The following is an 18,368-nucleotide window of genomic DNA, read 5'->3' on the forward strand; positions in this document are numbered from 1 at the left end:
GGCCGCCGCCGGACGGCAGGCCTCGACGTCGAGCGAACGGCCGCGTCCACTGCGCTGCCACGGGGCTTGACCTGTCGGAACGGAGGGTGCCTCACGCGCGCGAGGCCCGCGGATCGACATGCATGAGATGCGACCCGACCGGGCACTGGGGAGGGAGACCCCGGAAGGAGAGAGCGTGTCATCAGCCTCGAGAAAGGTGGGCGGCGTCGGAGGCGCGGCTCTCGCCCTGATCACCCTCACGTCGTGCGCCTCGCTGAGCCCGGATGCGGCCGCCGCGTCCGACGTGGTGTCCCGCTTCTCCGCGGCGGTCGTCGCCGGCGACGGAGAAGCGGCCTGCGACCTCCTCACCGAACCGGCCCAGCGCTCCGTCGCCGTGCAGTCCGGCACAGGGTGCGCATCCGGCATCGTCTCGCTGGGGCTCGACCTCGACGATCCGCCGGGCGACCCTGAGGCGTACGGCACGTCGGCGTTCGTTCCACTCGGCGACGGTGCGGCGTTCCTCACCGCGGCGGAGGACGGGTGGCTCGTCCGCGCCATCGGCTGCGTGCCGCAGGGCGAGGCGCCGTTCCTCTGCGTCGTGGACGGGAGCTGACGTGCGCACCGTGTTCCTGCTCTACGCCGTGATCGTCGTCGTGGGCCTGGCGTCCTTCTTCACGATCGGGGCGCTGCACCGATGAGGTCATCCCGAGCGGGCTTCCGGATGCTCCGTTTCCTCCGCGACAACGGCCTGACGCTGTTCTTCGCCGCGCTCTTCCTCGCCGCCCTGATCGGTCAGTCGTTCGCCGGTCACGCCGCCTACGACCAGACCCGGATCGCGGAGGGACTCACGGAGATCGGGTACTGGCGGTACGTCACCTCCTCGAGCTTCGCCACCGACGTCGCCGAGAACTGGCAGTCGGAGTACCTGCAGTTCTTCCTCTACATCTGGGCGACCGTCTGGCTCGTGCAGCGCGGATCACCCGAGTCGAAGCGACCCGGCGATGCCGGGCCCGAGTCGGATCGCGAGGAGCTCGTGGGCGAGCACGCCCGGCCGGACTCTCCCCGCTCGGCGGTCGCTGACGGGCTCCGCCGGGTGCTCTTCTCGCACTCGCTCCTGATCGTGATGGGGTCGATCTTCCTGCTCTCGTGGGCGGCGCAGTCCGTCGCCGGTGTGGTGTCGTTCAACGAGCAGCAGCTGAACGATCTGCAGGAGCCCTACACGTGGGGTCGGTACGTGCTCTCGAGCGACTTCTGGAACCGGACCCTGCAGAACTGGCAGTCCGAGTTCCTCGCCGTGGGGAGCATGGCGGCCCTCTCGATCTTCCTCCGCGAGCGCGGGTCGACCGAGTCGAAGAGCGTGGGCGCCCCCCACTCCGAGACGGGGACGAACACCTGAGGCCCGACGCGTCGACGCGTTCCAGCCCCGTAGCCTGGAAGGGTGCTGCGCCTGCTCTTCTTCCTCGGACTCGGCATCGGACTCGGCGGAGTCGTCGTGCAGGTCGTCGGCCCTCCGGGGGCGGGTGAATGGACGATCCCGGTCGCACTCATCCTCCTGATCGGCAGCGGCACGCTGATCCTCGTCGGTCGCTCCCTGAACGGGATGCAGACACCCTCCGCCGACGACATCGCCGCAGCGAGGGCGGCCGGCCGCTCGGCCCTCATCCGCGTGGATGCGCTCTCCCAGACCGGGACGCAGGTCAACGACCAGCCGCTCTGCGAGCTCCAGGTGACGGTGCGTCCGGAGACCGGCCCCGCCTTCCGGACCGTGGTGCGCAGGATCGTCGCGGTCATCGATGTGCCGCGCTTCCAGCCGGGCACCGTGCATCCCGGGGTCGTGCTGCTCGAGGGCGGGCCCGAGGTGGCGATCCTGGATGACGACGGGGGCGTGCCCGTCCGGGTTCCGAGCGTTCCGGATGCGGCGAGCGCCGGTCCGCTGCTCCTGCCCGAATCAGGCACCAGGGTCTCGGGCGGTCGGCGTCGCCGGCCCCTGCTCGGCGTCGGCAGACGGGGTCGGCCCGCGCGCCTCGCCCTCATGGCGGTGCTCGCGCTCGTCGCCGCGACCGCGGTCGTGCTGCCCTACCGGACGGCGCTCACGCAGACGATCGCCGCGCTGCCGTCGGGTCGTTGGCACTCCGACCTGCGCGAGCCGGGCCCGTTCCGCGACGCGCTCACCGCGCTCGAGGCCGAGACCGGACACGACCAGCTGGTCTCGATCTCCGTGAGCGACGACCTCATGGTGGTCGACGCACCCCTCACGCCCGGAGCGCTGCCCACCGACAGGCTGACGTACCGTCGGGGGTCGGTCGAGCGCGACGGCGCCGCCACCATCCAGCCGCGCACGCCGGCGGAGGCGTTCTCGACGAGCGAGCTCGACTGGGACGGCGTGTGGGCCACGGTGACGACCATCGCCGCGGAGCGCGGCTACCCGCTCGACGGGATCTCCCTGAGCGTCTCGAGGACGTCGGACTCCGACGTCGACAGTCCCACCTTCGCCGAGTCGGTGAGCGACGTCCGCGTCTACGCCACGGTGGGCGACGACTATCGATCGGAGAGCATCGTCATGTCCGCTGACGGCGCCATCGTCCCATCCGCGGGCTGACGGGCCGGTCAGTCCTTCGACGGGGCGTGGCCGCTGTGGGAGATCGGGTTGTTGTGACCGAGCGGGATGCCCGCGACGCCCTCCGGCTCCTCGACCAGTTGAAGACCCCCGGGCTTGTTCGCCTCGAGCATGAGCAGGTCGACCCAGTCGCTGTTGATCGCGGGCTTCCGGTGTCCGTAGTACTTGAACGTGATGTCGGCGACGGGATGGACCCACACGGTGGTCCGCCCGTCCCCGGAGTCGACGCTGTCGCGCCAGCTGAACAGCATCGACTCGCCTCGACGGAGCTTGGCCCCGACGACGATCTGCAGGTGAGCGAGGACCCTGTCCTCGAACTCGACCTCCACATGCGGGCCGCACAGGAACTTACCCATCACGCCTCCTCGAGCATCGCCGCTCCGACAGCGGCCCTCTCTGCGCACCGTATGGCGACCGACGCCCGGTCCGCGCAAGGGTTGACAGACTCGACGACGGCATGGGATGAGCGATCAGAAGTCGGAGGGGAGATCGAGCGCGTCGCCGGCCGCCGAGCTGGCGTTGTGTGATCGCCCCAGCTCGTCGAGGCGGTCGATCATGTACCTCTCCGCGTCGGCGTTGTCGGGGTCGGGCAAGTCGGTGGAGGCGGACTCGATCATCAAGGTCGTCCCCGGCCCCAGCAGGAAGGTCGCGTCCGCGTCGTTCCCGTCGGGTCCCAGCACCCGCACGGAGACGTTGTCCGTCGTGCCCTTCCGCGCCAGCTCCGTGGCGTACTGCATCAGCAGATCGGCGACACCGCTACCGGTGAGGATGGACTTGTCCGCGTACGTCACGTGCTTCATACCCATGCAACCTAAGACCCCGCTGCGGCGGCCGCGGTGGGGTTGACTCGGATGAGGACCCGCGCAGACTGGAGTCATGGAATTCGGTGGAGTGACTCCGCTCGACGCCCCCGACCCCAGCCTCGCCTCAGAAGCCCGCCTGCGCGCGTGTGCGTTCCCGATCATCGAGTTGAAGCCTCAGCCGTCGATCGCTCGGACGCCCATCACAGGCTTCACCGAGAGCCGGGGCTCGGCCGGACTCTTCGAGTCGTCGGTCCGGTTCAGCTACACCCTGTGGCGCTACCCCGAGGATCGCTCCGATCCGCGGAACGAGGTCGAGCTCGACGAGCGCACCCGGCGCTCCATCGACGAGGAGCCCCCGTGGGGCCGCCCGGACTGGCTGCGGGAGCAGGCGCGGCTCTTCCATTACCCGATCCTGTGGGAGGCGGTCCGGACGAGCTGGTACGGGTCGGCCGAGCACCCGACGGGGACGGTGCCGCTCCAGATGGTCGACCACGTCAACCACGTGCTCCGCAACTCGTTCCGCGAGCAGCTGGGGCTGCCCGCCGGTCCGGGCGGAGGTGACGAGTGGAAGGCGAGCGTCTCCGCCGTCGTTCCCAGCACCGTCGTCGTCGACGGCGAGGCCCGGGAGGGCGTGCGGATCGACACCGACCCCTGGGTCTCCGCGGTCGGCTTCCCGGTGAGCGAGCGGGTGCTGTGCACGGCCGTCGTGGCGCGCGACGCGCTCCCCTTCGTCGACCTGGAGCTGTCGACCTTCCGGGTCTAGGACGGTCTACGCGGAGAGAGCGGACTCGACGGCGTCGGCCACCGCATCCGCCCGCGAGTGGTCGGCGAGACCGCGAGTGACGTACGACATGGCGTAGTCGGGCCCGGCGGCATACCAGCCGCTGCTGCCTCCGATGCCGCCCATCCCGATCTCGCCGCCCTCGACCCGCATCCCGAGCGACCACTGGACCTCACCACGGACGAAGCGGTCGTAGCCCGATGCCGACGGCTCGAGCAGCTCGCGGTGGAGCGCTGCACCGAGGATCCCGGCGAGACGGCCGTTCGTCCGATGCACGTCGTCGTAGAACAGCGCGAGCGGGCATCCGTGACGAGCCCGATCGCGGGGAACGACGTCTCCCGCCACTCGGGTGAGGCGAGCTCGTCGAGGTCGAGGAGTCCCCTGGGGATCTCGAGGCAGCGCCGGACGGCGTCGTCCTCCAGATGACTCCCCGGCCAGCCCGGCGCGATCGACTCGAGGGTCGCGATCACGCCCTGCTCCGGACGCGGTACGCCGAACCGGACGCGCAACCCGAGTGCGGAGGAGAGAGTCGCGGTCCCTTCGGCGATTGAAGGCGCACCCGCCGCAGCGAGGACCCCGTCCACGAGGTGCCCGTAGGTCGCCGCGTGCTCGACCAGGACCGTGCCAGGGGTCGTCGCGGGAGGCGAGTCCGCGAGCGAGCGGCGGAGTCCCTCAGAGTCAGTGGGACGGATGGTCGCTGCCGCGTCGGGGAAGGCGTGCTTCCCCGACGTGTGCGAGAGCATCATCCGCAGCGTGGTCGGACGTTCGGGGTGGTCGCGATACTCGGGCCACCACCGGGTCACGGGGCTCCCCTGGCGGACCGTGCCGCCCGGCGGTCGAGCGGCACATCATCCGGCCGGGACGTGTTTCGAGAAGGTAAAACCCCGGGTGGGTTTCACGAAAAGCCTTGACCTGCTGAATATCTTCAATAAAGTAAATGCAATCTCGTCGAGGAGGAGGATCGAATGGCTAGTCAGGACCAGAACGTCTCAGCCGATGCCATGAAGACCCTCCTGCTCTCCGTCGGTTCTCAGGTGAAGAACCTCCGGAAGGAGCGCGGCCTCACTCTGGCCGCGCTCTCCGAGACGACGGGGCTCAGCCCGGCGATCGTCAGCCAGATCGAGAGGGGACTCGCGAACCCCTCCTTCTCGACGCTGGTCCAGATCGCCCATGGGCTGGACATCCCCGTGGGCCGGTTCTTCGCCACGAGCGAGGTTCCTCCTTCGCCAGTAGTCCGCAAGCACGAGCGCCAGAACTTCACGAGGGTCTCTCGTGAAGCGGTCGGTGACGCTGTGTACGAGCAGCTGACCCCCGACCTCAACGGCGCGCTCGAAGCCCACTGGGTGGTCAGTCCTCCCGGACACGACACCAGTGCCACGCCGTTCCGACACATCGGCGAGGAGCTCGGCATCATCCTCTCCGGGAAGCAGGACGTCTACCTCGACGGAGTGCGCTACACCGTCGAGGCAGGGGACTCCATCAGGTACTCCTCCGAGCTGCCGCACTGGTACGTCAACGCCTATGACGAGGACTGCGTCTCCATCTGGGTCAGCACTCCGCCCTCCTGGTGAGCCGCGCCCCGCTCCTCGTCTGAGCGACCCCGCGCCTCCCGTCACACCGCACCACCTGCCCGACACGCCCTCCCGCGGCGGGCAGCGAGCCAGTCTGCGTCAGATCCACCCCACCTTCCGCTCCGTCGCGCCCGAGGGCCCGACACCGAGCGCTCTTCGTCACGCCCGCGAAAGGGATCGTCATGATCGACACCGGCACCACCTCCTCCACCTCCACCCGCCCGCGCTTCTCCCCCGAGGTCCGCCGAGGGCTGTTCAGCCTCGGCCTCGGCAACACGCTCGAGTGGTACGACTGGATGCTCTTCGGCCTGCTCTCCGCGTTCATCGGCCCGAACTTCTTCCCCTCCGACAACGCCGTCACCGCCACGCTCGGTGCGCTGTCCATCTTCGCCGTCGGGTTCGCCTTCCGGCCCTTGGGCGGCATCATCCTCGGCACGCTCGCCGACAAGATCGGCCGCCGACGAGTGATGCTCCTCTCGGTCGGCATGATCGCCGTCGCCACCCTCGTGATCGCCTTCACGCCCACGTACGAGCAGATCGGGATCTGGTCCGGCCTGATCCTGCTGCTCTGCCGGATCGTGCAGGGCATCTCGACCGGGATCGAGGCGCCCCTCTCGACCGCCCACGCCGTCGAGCTGGCCCCGGAGGGCAGGGAGGGCATGGTCGCGGGGGTCATCTCCGTGTACGTCAACCTCGGCATCCTGCTGGCCTCCCTCGTCAGCTTCTTCTGCAGCCTGGCCCTCGGCAGCGAGGTGATGGGCGAGTGGGGCTGGCGCATCCCGTTCCTCGTCGGGGCCGCCCTGGGCGTCGTCGTCCTGTACCTGCGTCGCACCCTCCCCGAGACGTTGAAGGCCGACGAGATGGCCGCGTCGACCACCGGATCCGTGTGGTCCGGCGTCCGCAGGAACTGGCTCGGCGTGCTCGCCGTGATCTTCGTGGTCGGCGCCGTGCAGGCGTACAGCTACGCCTGGAACACCGGCCTCCCGAGCGCCGCGCGAAGCGGCTTCAAGGAGGACGCGACCGCGGTCTTCGCCCTCACCACCGCGCTGGGCGTCATCATGGTCGTCGGCAGCTGGGTGGTCGGGAGGTTCGTGGACGGCCGGCCGCTCTCGAAGTGGTTCGTCATCGCGCGGCTCCTGGCGATCCCGTCGGTGTTCCTCATGCTGGCCTACGTCTCGCCCGGGATCGGCGGCTTCGCACTCGTCCTCCTCGGCGGCTCGATCGTCCTGGTCTTCAACATGACCCTCTACAACGTCGTCGCCACGTCGCTCCTGCCGAAGGCCTCCCGCGGCGCCGGAGTGGCCCTCGGCTACGGCATCGGCGTGGCCCTGTTCGGCGGCACCGCCTCGTACCTGCTCGTCTGGCTGCAGTCGCTCGGTCTGACCTGGGTGTTCCCCACCTACGTCGCCGTGCTCTGCGCGCTCAGCGTGCTGTTCTACGTCCTTGCGCGGTCGCGCAATGGACTCTTCGTCGGAAAGTGAGTACCCCATGACAGCCCTCGATCTCCGCATCCGCCCCGCCGATCTGGACGTCCCCGTCGCGTCGACCTCCGACGTCATCGTCGTCGGCGGCGGCCCGGCCGGTGTCTCCGCAGCGGTCACCGCGGCCCGCTCCGGCGCCTCCGTCACCCTCATCGAGCGCTACCCGTACCTGGGCGGCCTGGCCAGCGGCGGCATGGTGCTCGTGCTGGACGACATGGTGAACGGGCCCGAGATCTCGGTGACCGGCATCGTGTCGGAGTACATCGAGCGCCTCGACCGCCTCGGCCTCGTCGTCGTGGCCCCCGAGGAGGACCGCCGCGCCTCCCGCGAGACCTGGAACCGCTGGGGCCGGTACGGCCTCTTCGACTTCCACTCGCACACCCAGCCGAAGCCGATCTGCTACGCCGCCGCGTTCGATCCGGATGGCTGGAAGCGGGTCTCCAACGACCTCGTGCGCGAGTCCGGCGTCGATCTCGTGCTGCACGCCTGGTTCAGCCGGCCCATCGTCGAGGACGGCGTCATGAAGGGCGTCGTCTGCGAGACGAAGGCCGGTCCCCGCGCCTACCTCGGCTCGGTCGTCATCGACACGACGGGCGACATCGACGTGGCGTCGCGGGCAGGAGCAAGCCACATCCGCGACAGCTACCTCACCACCCTGGTGTTCCGCCTCGGCGGCGTCGACACCGAGGCAGCCGAGCGGTTCGAGCAGGAGAACCCGAAGGAGGCCCGCGCGATCAACCGGACCATCAAGCGGCTGCTCGGCGGGGCGTGGGAGCTGTGGTGGCTGAAGACCCCGCTGCCCGGCGTGGTCTGGTGCAACGCGCCGCACATGACCGGATTCGACGGCTCCGACCCGGACGACCTCACGCGGGCCGAGTTCGCAGCCAGGGACCGCATCGTCGAGGCCGTGGCCCACGTCAAGGAGCACCTGCCCGGGTTCGCCGACTGCTACGTCATCGACGCCGCACCCCAGATGGGGGTCCGGCAGACGCGACTGCTCGAGGGCGAGTACGTCATGACCAAGGACGACGTCACCTCCCGTCGGCACTTCGCCGACTCGGTCGCCCGAGGCCGGGACTACTACTACCCGTACCGGTCGCTCCTGCCCCGCGAGGTCGACCAGCTGCTGGTCGCCGGCCGCCACTACTCCGCCACCCCCGACGCTCAGAAGTCGTCTCGGGAGATCCCGCCGTGCATGGCGATGGGTCAGGCGGTCGGCGTGGCCGCGGCCCTCGCGGTCGACTCGGGCGTCCTCGTCCGCGACGTGCCCGCGGCCGACATCCAGGTCGGGATGCGACGCCACGGGGCCGACCCCGGCGACGTCCCCGCGGCCAACGCCACCCTGGACGCGGACGCTGTGGTCAGCGCATGACCGGTCCGACCCTCGAGGAGAGAACGCGTGCACAGGTCGAGAAGGAGGAGGACATGACACCGGATGCGGCGCTCCCGCTGGCGGGACTCACCGTGGTCGACTTCACCCAGGTGTACATGGGGCCGAGCGCCACGCAGCTGCTCGGCGACTTCGGCGCCGACGTGATCAAGGTCGAGCGGCCGGGACTCGGCGACATCTCACGGAACTCGTTCCCCGACCCGGACGGGCAGGACAACCCGATCTTCCTGTCCATCAACCGCAACAAGCGCAGCCTGTCGGTGGACACCCGGCAGGAGGAGGGCCGTGCGCTCCTCCGCGGGATCATCGCCGACGCCGACGTCGTGGTGAGCAACTTCCGGCACGGCGTGATGGAGCGGATGGGGTTCGGGTACGAGGAGCTCTCCCGCGACAACCCCGGTCTGATCTGGGCCTCGGGCACCGGGTTCGGCACCGAGGGCCATTACGCCCACAAGGGCGGGCAGGATGCGATCGCCCAGGCCTACTCGGGCGTCATGTGGCGGCGGGAGTCGCCCGACACCCCGCTGACCATGTACCCGACGACGCTGGCCGACTACACCACGGGGATGCACCTGCTGCAGGGCATCCTGCTCGCCCTCCGGAGCCGTGACCGCACCGGGCTCGGCCAGCGCGTGGAGGTCACCATGTACGACTCGATGCTGCACATGCAGATGCAGGAGGCGTGCATGCAGCTCAACCGCGGATACGAGGTGAACTGGGCCGAGATGCCCCTGAGCGGCGTGTTCGAGACCTCCGACGGCGCGCTCTGCCTCGTCGGGGGCTTCACGACGAACCCGCTCCACCACCTGTCCCGGGCGCTGGGGCTCGAGGAGGACCTCGGCGAGCGGCCCGACCTCCAGACGCTCGAGCAGCAGTTCGCGGCCAAGCCCGAGCTGCACCGCATCTTCGCCGAGCGCTTCGCCACCGACACCACCGCGTCCTGGTGCGACCGTCTCGAGGAGGAGGGCCTGCTCAACGCCCCCGTGCACTCGCTCGCCCAGGCGCTCGACGACCCGCAGACCACGGCCAATCGGATGATCGTGGAGGCGGAGCATCCGACGGTCGGACCGGTGAAGATGCTCAACGTGCCGATCCGGCTCTCGGCGACACCCGCATCCGTCCGCCGCGTCGCGCCACGGCTCGGCGAGCACAACGCCGAGATCCTCCGCGAGTACGGCGTCGACGAGGACACCATCGGGCGGCTGCGCGCCGACGGGGTGCTGCGGTGAGCGCGTCCGAGACGGACGGCGTCCGGTTCTCGCTGCGGGACGGGGTGGCCCGGGTCACGCTCGATCGGCCGCGGGTCCTCAACGCCGTCGACGCGGCCACCCACGATCGTCTCAACCGGATCTGGGCCGAGATCGAGACGGACCCGTCCGTGCGGGTCGTGGTGATCACGGGCGCAGGAGACCGGGCCTTCAGCGTGGGCGCCGACATGTCGGCGGAGGGTGTCGCCAAGACCGGCCTCGAGTACTGGGCGGACATGGATCCGAACGGCTTCGGCGGTCTGAGCCTGCGGCGCACCCTCGACGTGCCCGTCATCGCCCGGGTCAACGGCTATGCGCTGGGCGGCGGCCTCGAGATGGTGCTCGGCGCCGACATCGTGGTCGCCGCGGAGCACGCCCAGCTCGGACTGACCGAGCCACGGGTCGGCAGGCTGGCCCTCGACGGCGGCATCGCGCTGCTCACGCAGCGGCTGCCGCACACGGTCGCGATGGGGATGCTGCTCACCGGCCGGAAGGCGACCGCGGCCGAGCTGCACGCCGCTGGGCTGATCAACGAGGTCGTGCCCGCCGCCGAGCTCGACGCCGCCGTCGACCGCTGGGTGGCCGACATCCTGCGTTGCGCGCCCTCCTCGGTGCGAGCGGTGAAGCAGATGGTCACCCGCACGGCGCACCTCGCCCCGCACGAGGCGCGCGCGATGCTCGTGCCCGCTCTCGCCGAGGCCCTGCAGGGCGCCGAGCAGGACGAGGGAGTGCGCGCGTTCCAGGAGAAGCGGCCGCCGTCGTGGGATCGCACCGCCGCGGCATCGGGGTCGGCACCGAACGGCGCCCCGTCCCCATCAGAACCACAGGAGGAGAACCGATGACCACACCACTCGCCCCCGGAGTCTGGGGAGTGCTCGCCACGCCCTTCCGCGGCGCCGACCTCGATGTCGACCGTGAGAGCGTCGCCGCGCTCGCCCGCCACTACGAGCGCATCGGAGCGACAGGCCTCACCGTGCTGGGCGTCTTCGGCGAGGCCGCGAGCCTCGCCCCCCGCGAGCGCGCCGACGTGCTGGCCACGGTGGTGGACGCCACCGAGCTGCCCGTCGTCGCCGGTCTGACGTCGCTGGCGACGAGGCCCGCACTCGAGGAGGCGGCGCTCGCCCTCGAGGTCGTCGGCGATCGGCTCGCCGGGGTCATGCTCCAGGTGTCGTCGGCCCGGCCGGGTCAGGTGATCGAGCATCTGACGGCCGTGCACGACAGCCTGGGCGTGGGAGTCGTCCTGCAGGACTACCCCGTCGCGAGCGGCGTCTCGATCCCGGGCGGCGACCTCGCCGCGATCGTCGAGGCGTGTCCGTTCGTCGTCGCGGTGAAGTCCGAGGCGCCTCCCACGAGCGTGGCCATCGCCGCCCTCACCGCGCGCCTCGACGTCCCGGTCTTCGGCGGCCTGGGCGGGCAGGGACTCCTCGACGAGCTGCAGGCGGGGGCCGCCGGGGCGATGACCGGGTTCTCCGCTCCCGAGGGACTGCTGGCGTGCATCACGGCCTGGAACGAACACGGCTTCGCCGCCGCCCGGGCCGCGCTCATGCCCTACCTGCCCCTCATCAACCTCGAGCAGCAGCCGCGCATCGCCCTCGCCGTGCGCAAGGAGCTCCTGCGTCGACGCGGGCTCATCGCGGAGGCGGGAGCCCGCCCGCCCGCGGTCGCCTTCCCCGAGGCGCTCGCTCCGGCGGTGGAGGCCCATCTCGCAGAGCTCGAGCTCGAGGTGGGGCTCGCGCTCGGACTCCGGGCCGCCGCGGGGGTGAGCCGCTGATGGACCTCGGGATCGAGGGCAGGATCGCGCTCGTCGCGGCCTCGACGGGAGGGCTCGGACTCGCGGTCGCGACCGCCCTCGCGGCAGAGGGCGCCCGCGTCGTCGTCACCGGCCGGTCGCTCGAGAAGGCGCGGCAGGCGGCCGCGGACCTGCCCGGTGCGGTGGCCCGCGAGCTGGACGTCGACGACCCGGATGCCCCGGGCCGCGTGATCGACGAGGTCGCTGCGACCCTGGGACCGGTCGACATCCTCGTCACCAACGGGCCGGGTCCGGCGCCCAGCACCGCGCGCGCGACGAGCGCCGAGGCGTTCGAGGCCGCCGCCGCGCGACTCTTCCTCCCGCAGCAGCGGATGATCGCGGCGGCGCTCCCGGCGATGACCGTGGGGGGCTGGGGGCGCATCCTGGCCGTGGGGTCGAGCGGGGTCGTCGCTCCGCTGCCCGGGCTCGCGGCCTCGAACGTCGCCCGGGCCGCCCTCGCCGCGTACCTCAAGACGCTCGCGGGCGAGGTCGCGGCCGACGGCATCACGGCGAACCTGCTGCTGCCGGGCCGGATCGCGACGGATCGCACCGCATCGCTCGACGCCGCCGCGGCCGTGCGCCGCGGTCTCGACCTCGAGACGGTGCAGGAGGAGTCGCGATCGAGCATCCCCGCCCGCCGCTACGGACGGCCCGACGAGTTCGGGGCCGCCGCCGCCTTCCTCTGCAGCGAGCGGGCCTCGTACATCACGGGGGTCGCGCTCCGCTGCGACGGCGGACTCGTCCCCGTGCTCTGAGGCGACCGCCCGGGCATCACCACGACAGACACACCAGAACCACCCCGAGGAGCACCATGAGCACCGTCCAGACCACCACCCGCGCCCGCAACCTCATCGGAGGGGAGTGGGTCGGCGACGCCGACTTCGAGCGCCGCAACCCCGCCCGCCCCGACGAGGTGGCCTCCGTCGCCCCGTCGTCCTCGGCCGATCAGGTCGATGAGGCCATCACCGCCGCGGTGGACGCCCAGCCGGGATGGGCCGCCCTGCCGCTTCCCGCCCGCGGCGCGATCCTGCTGGCCGCCGGCGAGATCCTCCGCGAGCGCCGCAGCGACGTCGCCGCCGACCTCGTGCGCGAGGAGGGGAAGACGCTCGCCGAGGCGACCGGGGAGGTCGGACGCGCGATCGACGTCCTGCGGTTCTTCGGGGGGCTCGGCTGGGCCGCCAGCGGACAGGTGCTGCCGAGCGCCACGCCCGGGACCACCATCCACACGCGGCGGGAGCCGCTCGGCGTGGTGGGCCTGATCACCCCGTGGAACTTCCCGATCGCGATCCCGGCGTGGAAGACGGCGCCGGCCCTGCTCGCCGGCAACTCCGTCGTCCTCAAGCCGGCCGAGCTCACGCCGGCGTCGGCCTCCCACCTCGCGGCTGCGCTCGTCGAGGCCGGGCTGCCGGCCGGCGTGCTCAACATCGTTCACGGGAAGGGGTCGATCGTCGGGGATGCGCTCGCGCACGATCGACGGATCGCGGGGCTGTCGTTCACCGGCTCCACCGCGGTGGGTCTGGGGCTGCACGGGGTGCTCAGCGCGAGGCGGGCCCGGGTCCAGCTCGAGATGGGCGGGAAGAACGCGGTGCTCGTGCTCGACGACGCCGACCCGCATCGGGCCGCGCAGGTGGTCGCCGCGGGCGGGTTCGGTCTGACCGGTCAGGCCTGCACAGCGACGTCTCGCGTGTACGCGACGCCGGGTGTGCTCTCGGCCCTGGTCGACGAGCTCGGCGCCGCCGCGCGGGCGCACACCCCGGGCGACGGCCTCGACGCCGGCACGACGATGGGCGTGGTGGTGAGCGAGCAGCAGCTCGAAAAGGACCTCGAGGCGATCTCCGGCGCCGCGTCACGGGGCGGTCGCCTCGTGACCGGCGGCAGGGCCGAGGGTCTCGCCCTCTCCCCCGCCGTCCTCACCGACGTCGCCGGCGACGACCCCGTCGTCACCGAGGAGGTCTTCGGCCCGGTGGTCGCCGTCCTTCCGACCGACGACTACGAGTCGGGGCTCGCGGCGGTGAACGACTCGCCCTACGGGCTGACGGCCGGCATCGTCACCGACAGCCTCGCCCGTGCCACCGACTTCTCGGAGCGGGTGCAGGCGGGGGTGGTCAAGGTGAACCGGCCCACCGCCGGCCTCGACCTCAACGTCCCGTTCGGCGGGGTCAAGGACTCGTCGACGAACACCTTCCGGGAGCAGGGCGCCACGGCCCTCGACTTCTTCACCTGGGGCAAGACCGTCTACACCGGGGTGTGAGGACGACCACGATGGATGCGCACAGCACGGACGACCGGGACCTGCAGCCTCACGACCGCGAGCTGATCGCCGCGGCGAGCGCCCTCCTGGTCGAGGCGCATGACCCCGGTACTCACCGAGTGGCGGCCGCGGCGGAGGGCACGTCGGGCGCGGTCTACCTGGGCCTCAGCCTGCTCAGCCCGCGCGTCAGCATCTGCGCCGAGACCACCGCCATCGCGAACGCGAAGATGGCGGGCGAGGCGGGGATCCGGCGGATGGTCGCGGTCGGCCTCGATCCGTCCGGCGCCGGGGTGGTCATCAACCCCTGCGGCGTCTGTCGCGAGATCGTGCCCGTCTTCGGCGACGACCTCGAGGTCATCGCCGATCTCGGCGGCGGTCGGGTCGGGCTCGTCCGCCCGGCCGAGCTCCTCCCGATGCCCTGGGTGAGGGCGCGCCCCTACGACTGAGGTTGCGTGACCTCTGAGCTCGCGACCTCCACCCGATGAGGCCCCCGCCCAGCTGGGGTGGATGCGCACGGGCGGCGACGCCCGGTCTCTCCGAGCCGAGCGGGGGTGTGGCAGGCTGGTGAATCCGGTACGCGACAGTACCGCGGACGGGGTGGGGCGTGCGGAGCTGGAGCAGGGCGAACGATCGAGCCGCGTCGTTCGACACCCGGTACCTCACCGCACCGCCCGTCGAGGTGGCCTCCGCCATGGCGCAGCACCGTGCGAGCGCCCGCCCGCCTTGGCTCCCCACCTGGCGACGGATGCTCGTGCACCTCAGTGGGAGCATCCTGCTCTGGTACTGCTTCGTCGTGTTCATGGTCATCGGCATCCGCGTCGACGGCTACGGTGACAATCGCACGGGGCCGGACGACTACCGCGACCTCGCCATCTCCGTGCTGGTGCTCGCGGCGGGGATCGCCGGGACCCTCCTGCTTCGCCGGTGGTCGAAGCGCCCGCCGTCGCCGCGTGCCCGCCTCGCGGAATGGCGCCAGACGCTCACCGCCCTCGCCAACGGCTTCGAGTCACGGCCGCTGTCGAGAGCGCCCCTGCCCGCGCTCACCGCCCGGCCCGCGCCCCGCGCATCCGCATTCCCGCGCTTCGCGGCCCCGGACGCCGGCGTCGAGTTCGGCGACCTCGTCTACCGCACCGGGTTGCACGGCAGGCCCGTCGCGCACTCCTACATCGCCGTGAGGCTGCCCTCGGCCCTGCCCCACATCTATCTCGACTCCCTCGCGAACGGTCGCGCGCCGGGCGACCTCGCCAGCAGTGTGGACAGGAGCCAGCGGCTCTCGCTCGAGGGCGACTTCGACCGCTACTTCGCCGCCTACGCGCCCGACGGCTACGCGACCGACGCCCTCTACGCGCTGACCCCGGATGTGATGGCCGCCCTCATCGACGACGCCTCCGTCTTCGACGTGGAGATCATCGACGACCTCGTGGTGTTGTCGACCCCGATCGCCGCCGACTACTCCGACCCGGCCGCGTGGACCCGGGTGAGGACGATCCTCGACGGAGTGGCAGTGCGCCTGGCCAAGCGCGCGGCGGCCTACCGCGATGACCGCGTGCCGTCCCAGCAGATGCGGCCGGTGCGCCTGATCGGACCCGACGGCCGCCGCCTCCAGAGGGCCTACAAGAGCCGTGGCCTGTGGCCGGCCCTGGGCCGGATGGGTTGGGTGCTCGCGCTCGTCCTGCTCTACGCCGTGCCCGCGATCTTCGCCTTCGCCGGATTCATGTCGGTGATCGACGACAAGTGAACGTCGTCGTGTGAGAGTCGACCAGACGCTCGTAGGCAGCGTCCGGGTGGACTACGCGGCCAGAGGAGTAGGCAAGACGCCTCTGCTGAGGGAGGCGGAACGCCTCTTCCAGCGTTACGGCATCAGGACCGTCTGGGTGACAGCGGTCGACGGCGAGAACCTGGCAGCCTCTATCCTGGACGAGCTCCGGAAGGTCCTGCCGAAGACCAAGCGTCTCAAGGAGCTCGTCGAGCTCATCGACAGCGCGACGGTCACGATCGGAGGAGGCCCGGTCAAGGCCGGCGTCACACTCAAGCCGAATCAGCAGAGTGCGTCGGCTGCGGGCAAGGTCTTCATGAGTGTCGTCTCTGACATCGCAGAAGCTGCCCGTGAAGAGGACGGCGGCGGACTCGTGATCCTGGTAGACGAGATCCAGGCGGCCGACAAGGCCAGCCTGAGGACGATCGCGGTGGCGTGGCAGGAGCTGGCCAGCGCGAAGAATCCGCCGGCGGCAGGTCTCTTCACCGTCGGCCTGCCCGGGAGCCAGGACCACATCACTGGCGCCGTCACGTTCGGCGAGCGGTTCGACTTCGTCGAGCTCTTCGGAATCGACGACGGAGGCGCCGCGACAGCACTCCAACGGCCCGCCTCCGAGCTCGGCGTCGTCTGGGAAGAGCAGGCCATGAGAATCGGCGTGGCCGCAGCGGGCCTACGTCGACGAGAAGATGCGTTCACTCTTCGCCTCTCGATGGCGTAACTCCTCGAAGGGACAGCGGGAACTCCTCGCCGCTATCGCGTCGCTCGGGGGTGTCGACGTCAAGCGCGAGGATATCGCCGCCAAGATGGGCAAGACGACCCAGGCGATCTCGGTGCCGCGTGATCGACTGCTCGGCAAGGGGATCATCGATGCCAGTAGGCACGGCCGCTTGTCCTTCACGGTCCCCGGTTTCACGGCCTACATCAACGAACAGCGCGACTGATCCTCGGGGGATCGGCGTCGAGGGTATGGACGATCCGGCCGACGATGCCGCCCTCCTCGGCGGGTGCCCTCCGGAGCGACGCTGGTGAACGTCTCGCGCGGCGGCGTGCCCGACGAGCAGGCAGTCGCCGCCGTCGCCGCCGTCGACGCCGTGATGCGGGTTCCGCCCTCTCGACGGGCTAAGTGGGGCCCATTCGCCGCTCTCCCGCCTCTCGACGGGCGCAACCCGCAGCACGGGCACCGCGAGGCCCCGCGCCCCGTCCCCGTCGAGCTCAGGGCGCGGACGGGGTGTAGCGGCGAGGCGGGTACGTGCGGGCGACGAGTGCGCGCAGCGCCTCGAGGGAGGCGTCGGCGGGGACCAGGCCGTGAGCGCGCGCCTGGAGGAGGACGTTGCCGAGGGCGGTCGCCTCGACGGGACCGGCGAGCACGGGCAAGCCGGTGCGGTCGGCGGTGAGCTGGCAGAGCAGCTCGTTCTGCGAGCCGCCGCCGACGATGTGCACCACGTCGATGCGCGTGCCGGAGAGCTCGGACGCGAGCCGGAGCGAGACGGCATAGGCCTCGGCGAGGCTCTCGAGGATGCTGCGCACCACCTCGGCGCGCGACCGCGGTGCCCGCATCCCCCGGTCCGAGCACCAGGAGGCGATGCGCTCGGGCATGTCCCCCGGTGCGATGAAGACGGGGTCGCCCGCCTCGAAGGTGGCGACCGAGTCCGCCGGCACGCGCGCTGCCTCGGCGAGGAGGGTCGGGAGGTCGATGCTCTCCCCCGTCTCACGCTCCCAGGTGCGGACCGACTCGGAGAGCAGCCACAGCCCGGAGACGTTCTGCAGGTAGCGGATCCGCCCGTCGACGCCGCCCTCGTTGGTGAAGTTCGCGGCGCGGCTCTCGTCCGTCAGCACCGGCGCGTCGAGCTCGACGCCGACGAGCGACCAGGTGCCGCTCGAGATGTAGGCGAAGTGCTCGCTGGTCGCGGGGACGGCCGCGACGGCGGATGCGGTGTCGTGTGAGCCGATCGCCGTCACGGGCAGCGGGCGCCCCGCGCCGAACTCGGTGGCGACGTCCGGCAGCAGGTCTCCGACGATGGTGCCCGGCTCGACGAGCTCGGGCAGGATCCTCGCGGGCAGTCCAAGCCGCTCGAGGAGGCCGTCGTCCCAGGTGCGACGGCGGACGTCCAGGAGGCCCGTGGTGGACGCGTTCGTGTACTCCGCCCGCTTCTCGCCGGTCAGCCAGAACGCGACGAGGTCGGGGATCAGGAGCATCGAGTCGGCGCGGTCGAGCCACCCGTCCTGGGCCTCCGCGGCGAGCTGGTAGAGGGTCGTGAACGGCAGGTGCTGCAGCCCGTTCGCCCGGTACAGCTCGTCGAACGGCACACGCGCGTGCGTGGCCGCGACACCCCGCTCGGCGCGGGAGTCGCGGTAGTGGTACGGCGTGCCGAGCATCCGATCGCCGGACAGGAGCGCGTAGTCGACGGCCCAGGAGTCGACGCCGATGCTCCGCAGCTCGGGCTCCTCCCGCACCGCGGAGGTGAGCCCGGCGGTGATGCTGCGGTACAGCTCGAGGATGTTCCAGTGCAGTCCATCGCGGATGCGCACGGGGGTGTTCGGGAACCGCGCGACCGGCACGAGACGGATCTCGTCGTGCCCCACGTACCCGAGCATCACGCGCCCGGACGTCGCCCCGAGGTCGACCGCCGCGACCGCCGCCGTCACGGCAGCACCTCCCCGCCCCGCGGTCCGCCCGCGGCACGCACTCCCACCCCGGCTTTG

Annotated in this window: 20 protein-coding genes and 1 pseudogene; 16 read left to right on the forward strand and 5 right to left on the reverse strand. The window is 71.2% G+C overall.

Translation table 11 applies throughout. From position 1 onward, the window contains the following. Window positions 1-175: 175 nt before the first annotated feature. The 3 genes from IEX69_RS10260 to IEX69_RS10270 all read left to right on the forward strand — a co-directional run bounded on the left by IEX69_RS10260 (window position 176) and on the right by IEX69_RS10270 (window position 2,578). The gene (locus IEX69_RS10260) at window positions 176-592 is read left to right on the forward strand and encodes a hypothetical protein (RefSeq protein WP_157127309.1); all 417 of its coding nucleotides are present in this window, start codon (window positions 176-178) and stop codon (window positions 590-592) included. An 81-nt stretch (window positions 593-673) separates the two neighbouring features. Then, window positions 674-1,375: a DUF6766 family protein gene (locus IEX69_RS10265; RefSeq protein ID WP_229756305.1), complete on the forward strand. Its 702-nt coding sequence runs from the start codon at window positions 674-676 to the stop codon at window positions 1,373-1,375. Window positions 1,376-1,417: 42 nt separating this feature from the next. Continuing rightward, on the forward strand, window positions 1,418-2,578 hold the full coding sequence (locus IEX69_RS10270) for a hypothetical protein (protein WP_085020898.1): 1,161 nt from the start codon (window positions 1,418-1,420) through the stop codon (window positions 2,576-2,578). A gap of 8 nt (window positions 2,579-2,586) precedes the next feature. Here the strand turns inward: IEX69_RS10270 and IEX69_RS10275 are convergent, their stop codons facing one another. Further along, window positions 2,587-2,952, reverse strand: a complete 366-nt coding sequence (locus IEX69_RS10275) for a DUF7882 family protein (protein WP_085020899.1) — start codon at window positions 2,950-2,952, stop codon at window positions 2,587-2,589. A gap of 114 nt (window positions 2,953-3,066) precedes the next feature. Continuing rightward, window positions 3,067-3,396: a hypothetical protein gene (locus IEX69_RS10280; protein ID WP_085020900.1), complete on the reverse strand. Its 330-nt coding sequence runs from the start codon at window positions 3,394-3,396 to the stop codon at window positions 3,067-3,069. A 76-nt stretch (window positions 3,397-3,472) separates the two neighbouring features. Between IEX69_RS10280 and IEX69_RS10285 the strand changes: the two genes are divergently transcribed. After that, entirely contained in the window at window positions 3,473-4,162 is a 690-nt protein-coding gene (locus IEX69_RS10285; RefSeq protein WP_085020901.1) for a hypothetical protein, read from the forward strand. A gap of 6 nt (window positions 4,163-4,168) precedes the next feature. Here IEX69_RS10285 and IEX69_RS20905 read toward each other — a convergent pair whose 3' ends face one another. Together IEX69_RS20905 and IEX69_RS21210 are read right to left on the reverse strand one after the other, a co-directional pair. Next, on the reverse strand, window positions 4,169-4,525 hold the full coding sequence (locus tag IEX69_RS20905) for a hypothetical protein (RefSeq protein WP_229756306.1): 357 nt from the start codon (window positions 4,523-4,525) through the stop codon (window positions 4,169-4,171). 11 nt (window positions 4,526-4,536) lie between these two features. Continuing rightward, a pseudogene (locus IEX69_RS21210) lies at window positions 4,537-4,983 on the reverse strand (serine hydrolase); the annotation flags it as partial. A 162-nt stretch (window positions 4,984-5,145) separates the two neighbouring features. Between IEX69_RS21210 and IEX69_RS10295 the strand changes: the two are divergent. From IEX69_RS10295 to IEX69_RS21265, 12 genes are all read left to right on the forward strand, one after another. After that, window positions 5,146-5,751 (forward strand): helix-turn-helix domain-containing protein, encoded by a 606-nt coding sequence (locus tag IEX69_RS10295; protein WP_085020903.1) that lies wholly within the window; start codon window positions 5,146-5,148, stop codon window positions 5,749-5,751. Between the two features lie 182 nt (window positions 5,752-5,933). Beyond that, entirely contained in the window at window positions 5,934-7,232 is a 1,299-nt protein-coding gene (locus IEX69_RS10300) for an MFS transporter (protein WP_085020904.1), read from the forward strand. 7 nt (window positions 7,233-7,239) lie between these two features. Then, a complete protein-coding gene (locus IEX69_RS10305) occupies window positions 7,240-8,604 on the forward strand; it encodes an FAD-dependent oxidoreductase (RefSeq protein WP_157127310.1) in 1,365 nt (454 codons plus the stop codon). A gap of 53 nt (window positions 8,605-8,657) precedes the next feature. Next, window positions 8,658-9,851, forward strand: a complete 1,194-nt coding sequence (locus tag IEX69_RS10310; RefSeq protein ID WP_085021602.1) for a CaiB/BaiF CoA transferase family protein — start codon at window positions 8,658-8,660, stop codon at window positions 9,849-9,851. Then, the gene (locus IEX69_RS10315) at window positions 9,848-10,711 is read left to right on the forward strand and encodes an enoyl-CoA hydratase-related protein (RefSeq protein ID WP_085020906.1); all 864 of its coding nucleotides are present in this window, start codon (window positions 9,848-9,850) and stop codon (window positions 10,709-10,711) included. Before IEX69_RS10310 ends, IEX69_RS10315 begins: the two co-directional genes overlap by 4 nt. Then, a complete protein-coding gene (locus IEX69_RS10320; protein ID WP_085020907.1) occupies window positions 10,708-11,640 on the forward strand; it encodes a dihydrodipicolinate synthase family protein in 933 nt (310 codons plus the stop codon). Before IEX69_RS10315 ends, IEX69_RS10320 begins: the two co-directional genes overlap by 4 nt. Further along, entirely contained in the window at window positions 11,640-12,413 is a 774-nt protein-coding gene (locus tag IEX69_RS10325; protein WP_085020908.1) for an SDR family oxidoreductase, read from the forward strand. Before IEX69_RS10320 ends, IEX69_RS10325 begins: the two co-directional genes overlap by 1 nt. Before the next feature lie 56 nt (window positions 12,414-12,469). After that, window positions 12,470-13,909, forward strand: a complete 1,440-nt coding sequence (locus tag IEX69_RS10330) for an aldehyde dehydrogenase family protein (protein ID WP_085020909.1) — start codon at window positions 12,470-12,472, stop codon at window positions 13,907-13,909. Between the two features lie 11 nt (window positions 13,910-13,920). Further along, window positions 13,921-14,355: a cytidine deaminase family protein gene (locus tag IEX69_RS10335; RefSeq protein ID WP_085020910.1), complete on the forward strand. Its 435-nt coding sequence runs from the start codon at window positions 13,921-13,923 to the stop codon at window positions 14,353-14,355. Between the two features lie 158 nt (window positions 14,356-14,513). After that, window positions 14,514-15,647: a hypothetical protein gene (locus tag IEX69_RS10340; protein WP_085020911.1), complete on the forward strand. Its 1,134-nt coding sequence runs from the start codon at window positions 14,514-14,516 to the stop codon at window positions 15,645-15,647. A 10-nt stretch (window positions 15,648-15,657) separates the two neighbouring features. After that, a complete protein-coding gene (locus tag IEX69_RS10345) occupies window positions 15,658-16,383 on the forward strand; it encodes a P-loop NTPase family protein (protein ID WP_085020912.1) in 726 nt (241 codons plus the stop codon). Further along, entirely contained in the window at window positions 16,352-16,606 is a 255-nt protein-coding gene (locus IEX69_RS21265) for a DUF8462 domain-containing protein (RefSeq protein WP_506256320.1), read from the forward strand. The genes IEX69_RS10345 and IEX69_RS21265 overlap by 32 nt, the downstream gene beginning before the upstream one ends. Window positions 16,607-16,877: 271 nt before the next feature. Here the strand turns inward: IEX69_RS21265 and IEX69_RS10355 are convergent, their stop codons facing one another. Next, window positions 16,878-18,311: a rhamnulokinase gene (locus tag IEX69_RS10355; RefSeq protein WP_085020913.1), complete on the reverse strand. Its 1,434-nt coding sequence runs from the start codon at window positions 18,309-18,311 to the stop codon at window positions 16,878-16,880. Between the last annotated feature and the right edge of the window lie 57 nt (window positions 18,312-18,368).

This window comes from Cnuibacter physcomitrellae (assembly GCF_014640535.1).
GTDB classification, from domain to species: domain Bacteria; phylum Actinomycetota; class Actinomycetes; order Actinomycetales; family Microbacteriaceae; genus Cnuibacter; species Cnuibacter physcomitrellae.

Bases quoted from the DNA above. Each gene is read 5' to 3' on its own strand.
- IEX69_RS10320 (WP_085020907.1), top strand. From the start codon at position 10,708: ATGACCACACCACTCGCCCCCGGAGTCTGGGGAGTGCTCGCCACGCCC.
- IEX69_RS10295 (WP_085020903.1), top strand. From the start codon at position 5,146: ATGGCTAGTCAGGACCAGAACGTCTCAGCCGATGCCATGAAGACCCTC.
- IEX69_RS10280 (WP_085020900.1), bottom strand. From the start codon at position 3,396: ATGAAGCACGTGACGTACGCGGACAAGTCCATCCTCACCGGTAGCGGT.
- IEX69_RS21265 (WP_506256320.1), top strand. From the start codon at position 16,352: ATGCGTTCACTCTTCGCCTCTCGATGGCGTAACTCCTCGAAGGGACAG.
- IEX69_RS10310 (WP_085021602.1), top strand. From the start codon at position 8,658: ATGACACCGGATGCGGCGCTCCCGCTGGCGGGACTCACCGTGGTCGAC.
- IEX69_RS10325 (WP_085020908.1), top strand. From the start codon at position 11,640: ATGGACCTCGGGATCGAGGGCAGGATCGCGCTCGTCGCGGCCTCGACG.
- IEX69_RS10305 (WP_157127310.1), top strand. From the start codon at position 7,240: ATGACAGCCCTCGATCTCCGCATCCGCCCCGCCGATCTGGACGTCCCC.
- IEX69_RS10285 (WP_085020901.1), top strand. From the start codon at position 3,473: ATGGAATTCGGTGGAGTGACTCCGCTCGACGCCCCCGACCCCAGCCTC.
- IEX69_RS10300 (WP_085020904.1), top strand. From the start codon at position 5,934: ATGATCGACACCGGCACCACCTCCTCCACCTCCACCCGCCCGCGCTTC.
- IEX69_RS10335 (WP_085020910.1), top strand. From the start codon at position 13,921: ATGGATGCGCACAGCACGGACGACCGGGACCTGCAGCCTCACGACCGC.
- IEX69_RS10330 (WP_085020909.1), top strand. From the start codon at position 12,470: ATGAGCACCGTCCAGACCACCACCCGCGCCCGCAACCTCATCGGAGGG.
- IEX69_RS10275 (WP_085020899.1), bottom strand. From the start codon at position 2,952: ATGGGTAAGTTCCTGTGCGGCCCGCATGTGGAGGTCGAGTTCGAGGAC.
- IEX69_RS10265 (WP_229756305.1), top strand. From the start codon at position 674: ATGAGGTCATCCCGAGCGGGCTTCCGGATGCTCCGTTTCCTCCGCGAC.